Here is a 3,519-nt window from a genome sequence, read left to right as displayed (position 1 = left end):
TATGAAGTATGAAGTATGAAGTATGAAGTATGAAGTATGAAGTATGAAGTATGAATTCGGTTATTAGTTCTCCCCTGCACCCCCGCTCCCCTGCACCCCTGCACCCCTGCACCCCCGCTCCCCTGCACCCCTGCACCCCCGCTCCCCTTCCCCACTCAGGACTCAGGACTCAGGACTCAGAACTCAGGAGGACTCAAAACTCCCCATTCGGCAGACGATTCCTTACAGGTTTTCTGAGATTAATGGGAAACAGATGAAAGTGAGACTTAACTTAAATAATGGAAACCAAACAACTCAGAAACACTGGCGTGACAATCAGTGCTATTGGTTTAGGGGGGATGCCAATGTCGTTAAGTGGGCGTCCGCCGGAATCGGAAGCGATCGCAGTGATTCACCGGGCACTCGATTTAGGTGTTACTCTCATCGATACGGCAGATTCCTACTGCAAAGATGAATCCGATAAGCATCACAACGAGCGACTGATTGGTAAGGCGATAAAACAGTACAAAGGCGATGTCAGCCAAGTCACTGTTGCCACCAAAGGCGGCTTGATGCGCCCTGAGGGAAGCTGGACGCGCAACGGCAATCCCGATCATTTACGAGAAACCATCCGCATTAGTCATGAAGCATTGGGGGGCGAAAAACCAATTGACTTGTGGCAATACCACTCCCCCGATCCCGACTACACGATTGAGGAAGCCCTCACCCCCGCCAAAGAAGCCGTCGATGAAGGTTTAGTGCGATTTGTTGGCGTCTCTAATTTCTCCGTTGCCCAAATCAAGCAGGCGCGGGATGTAGTTGACATCGTTTCTGTCCAGAACCAGTACAATCCCTGGCATCGTCAGCCAGAGTCTGACGGAGTATTAGAGTATTGCGAGCAGGAAGGACTGACATTTCTACCCTGGAGTCCCTTGGGGGGAAGTAGCCGCGTCAGCCGTTTAGAAGATATCCCGGCACTCGTTCAACTTGCCGAAGAAAAAGGTGCTTCTGTGCAGCAGATTGTCCTGGCATGGCTGCGAGCGAAATCTCCCTCTGTTGTCCCAATTCCGGGAGCCAGCAAAGTTTCTAGCATTGAAGGCTCTGTGGGAGCGCTAAACGTAAAGTTATCTTCTCAAGAAGTCCAACAACTTGACAATGCCACTGCCGCTTAAAAAAACTTACCAGCCGTGATGCAGTTCACCGTCATCTGCCTTTGGTTGTACCAAGAGATTACTAAAAACTAAGTTCTCTGTTCTTTCTTGCTACCGTAGGCATAGCTCTTTGCTACAAGGGGGTCTTTATGCTGGCACTTTTCCCTGACGCTTTTTCCAATACTTTTATCCCCCACGGACATTGTTACCTTTGGAAACCAGGATTGGTGGGGCTGCATGTAGTATCAGACGCATTAATTGCGCTCTCTTACTACTCGATTCCTCTAATCCTGGTGTACTTTGTCCGCCAGCGTCGTGACCTCCCCTTCCACTGGATTTTCCTCTGGTTTGGTGGCTTCATTATTGCTTGCGGTACGGGTCATCTCTTGGACGTGTGGACACTCTGGCACCCGAATTATTGGGTTTCAGGCATTGTGAAAGCGATTACGGCTGGGGTTTCTGTTTTGACAGTATTCCAACTGGTGCCATTAATTCCCCTGGCATTGGCGCTCCCTAGTCCTACCCAGTTAGAAGAAACGAACCGTCAGCTAGAAAAAGCCCTAGAAGACCGCACGACAGCCGAAGCTAAATTACAAATTGCCCTTCAACGCCTGACTTTCCACGTCGAAAACACCCCCTTAGCAGTCATTGAATGCGATAGTCAGTTTCGAGTGCAGTGGTGGTCACCCCAAGCCGAGCATTTATTTGGTTGGAAAGCGGAGGAAGTCGTTAACCGTCACATTAATGACCTGAAATTTGTCTGTGACGAAGACCAGGAAATTGTTGCCAGTGCAATGCAGGAGCTGACCAAAGCCAGCAGTCCCCGCTGTGTCTGTCAAAACCGCAACTACACAAAAGAGGGTGCGGTTGTTCATTGCGAGTGGTACAACTCTAGTTTGTGTGATGAAAATGGCAACCTAGTATCGATCCTCTCACTCGCTCTGGATGTGACTAGTCGTAAGCAGGCAGAAGCATCTCTCCAGCAAGCAAAGGTAGAGCTAGAAGCACGGGTTGAAAAGCGCACATCTCAGTTAAAGCAGGTTAACGAGCATTTAGTTGTTGAAATTCAAGATCGGCAGTTGGCAGAAGAATCACTGCGTAAGAGCGAAGCGAGACTAAATTTAGCGCTTTCTGCGGCTCAGATGAGTGCCTGGGACTGGGATATGATCAGCGATCGCATCAACTGGTCAGAAGGCGTAGAAACCTTGTTGGGTCGGATGCCAGGAACCCCCCTCGACACCTACGGTGCATTTCTTGAGTGCCTGCATCCAGAGGATCGTGCTGTTGTCGAGCAAACGGTCATACATGCCGTGAAAACAGGTACAGACTATGAGATAGAAGTTCGTACCTGCTGGCTGGATGGAACGACCCACTGGATCGCAAGTAAGGGGGCAGTTCTCCGCAACCACAACGGGCAAGCCCTGCGGATGACAGGCACAGTGATGGACATCACAGAGCGCAAGCAAGTTGAGCTTGCCTTAGAGCGAGAACGTCAGCAACTGCGGCAAATCATCACTCACGCGCCTGTAGCCATGGCGATGTTTGACCGCCAGATGCGCTATCTGGCGCACTCAGACAAGTGGATTGATTTTCAAGGCTTAGAAGCCGAAGCTTCAATCATCGGTCGCAACCATTACGAACTTGTCCTAGATATCCCGGAGCATTGGAAAGCTATTCATCAACAGGCTTTGCAAGGGGCAGTCCTTTCAGCGAGTGAAGATGTTTGGGAACGTGCTGATGAGACAAAAATTTACTTACGTTGGGCGATTCATCCTTGGTACACCCCAGAAGGAAATGTTGGCGGCATTGTCATCGCCACTGACAAAATTAATGAGTTGGTAGAAGCACGGGAAGCCGCTTTAGAAGCTTCCCGGCTGAAGTCGGAATTTCTTGCCAACATGAGTCATGAAATTCGCACCCCCATGAATGGGGTTTTGGGGATGGCAGGACTGTTGTTGCAAACCTCCCTGACACGGCAACAACTAGATTATGCCCACACGATCCGCAGCAGTGCCGAACACCTGCTGAAGATCATCAACGACATTCTCGACTTTTCCAAGCTAGAAGCGGGGGAAATGTCCCTAGAAACTCTCGACTTCAATCTAGAGCACTCTATTGATGCCGCCGTAAATATCTTAGCGGCTCAGGCAGAAGAGAAAGGGCTTGATTTAGCTGCCGTCATCGATCCCGATGTGCCTAGACAATTGCAAGGAGATCCGGGACGCCTACGTCAGATTTTGCTCAATTTAGTTGGCAATGCTATCAAGTTCACGGAGGCGGGTTCAGTTGTGGTGAAAGCCTCAGTGAGCAGGGGAGCGGGGGAGCAGGGGAGCAGGGGAGATGGGGAGCAGGGGAGCAGGGGAGCAGGGGAGCAGGGGAGCAGGGGAGC

2 protein-coding genes are annotated in these 3,519 nt (G+C 50.6%); both read left to right on the top strand.

What is annotated here, in order from left to right; translation table 11 throughout:
• The first annotated feature begins 278 nt into the window (after nucleotides 1–278).
• Entirely contained in the window at nucleotides 279–1,151 is an 873-nt protein-coding gene (locus AC5JR3_RS11405) for an aldo/keto reductase (RefSeq protein ID WP_495845998.1), read from the top strand.
• A 128-nt stretch (nucleotides 1,152–1,279) separates the two neighbouring features.
• Nucleotides 1,280–3,519: PAS domain S-box protein (locus AC5JR3_RS11400; RefSeq protein WP_495845996.1), on the top strand; the 2,240-nt coding region annotated here is incomplete at its 3' end.

It is taken from the genome of Kastovskya adunca (genome assembly GCF_059505785.1).
Note: the sequence above shows the minus strand (reverse complement) of the source record. Positions and strands in the feature narration are given on the sequence as shown.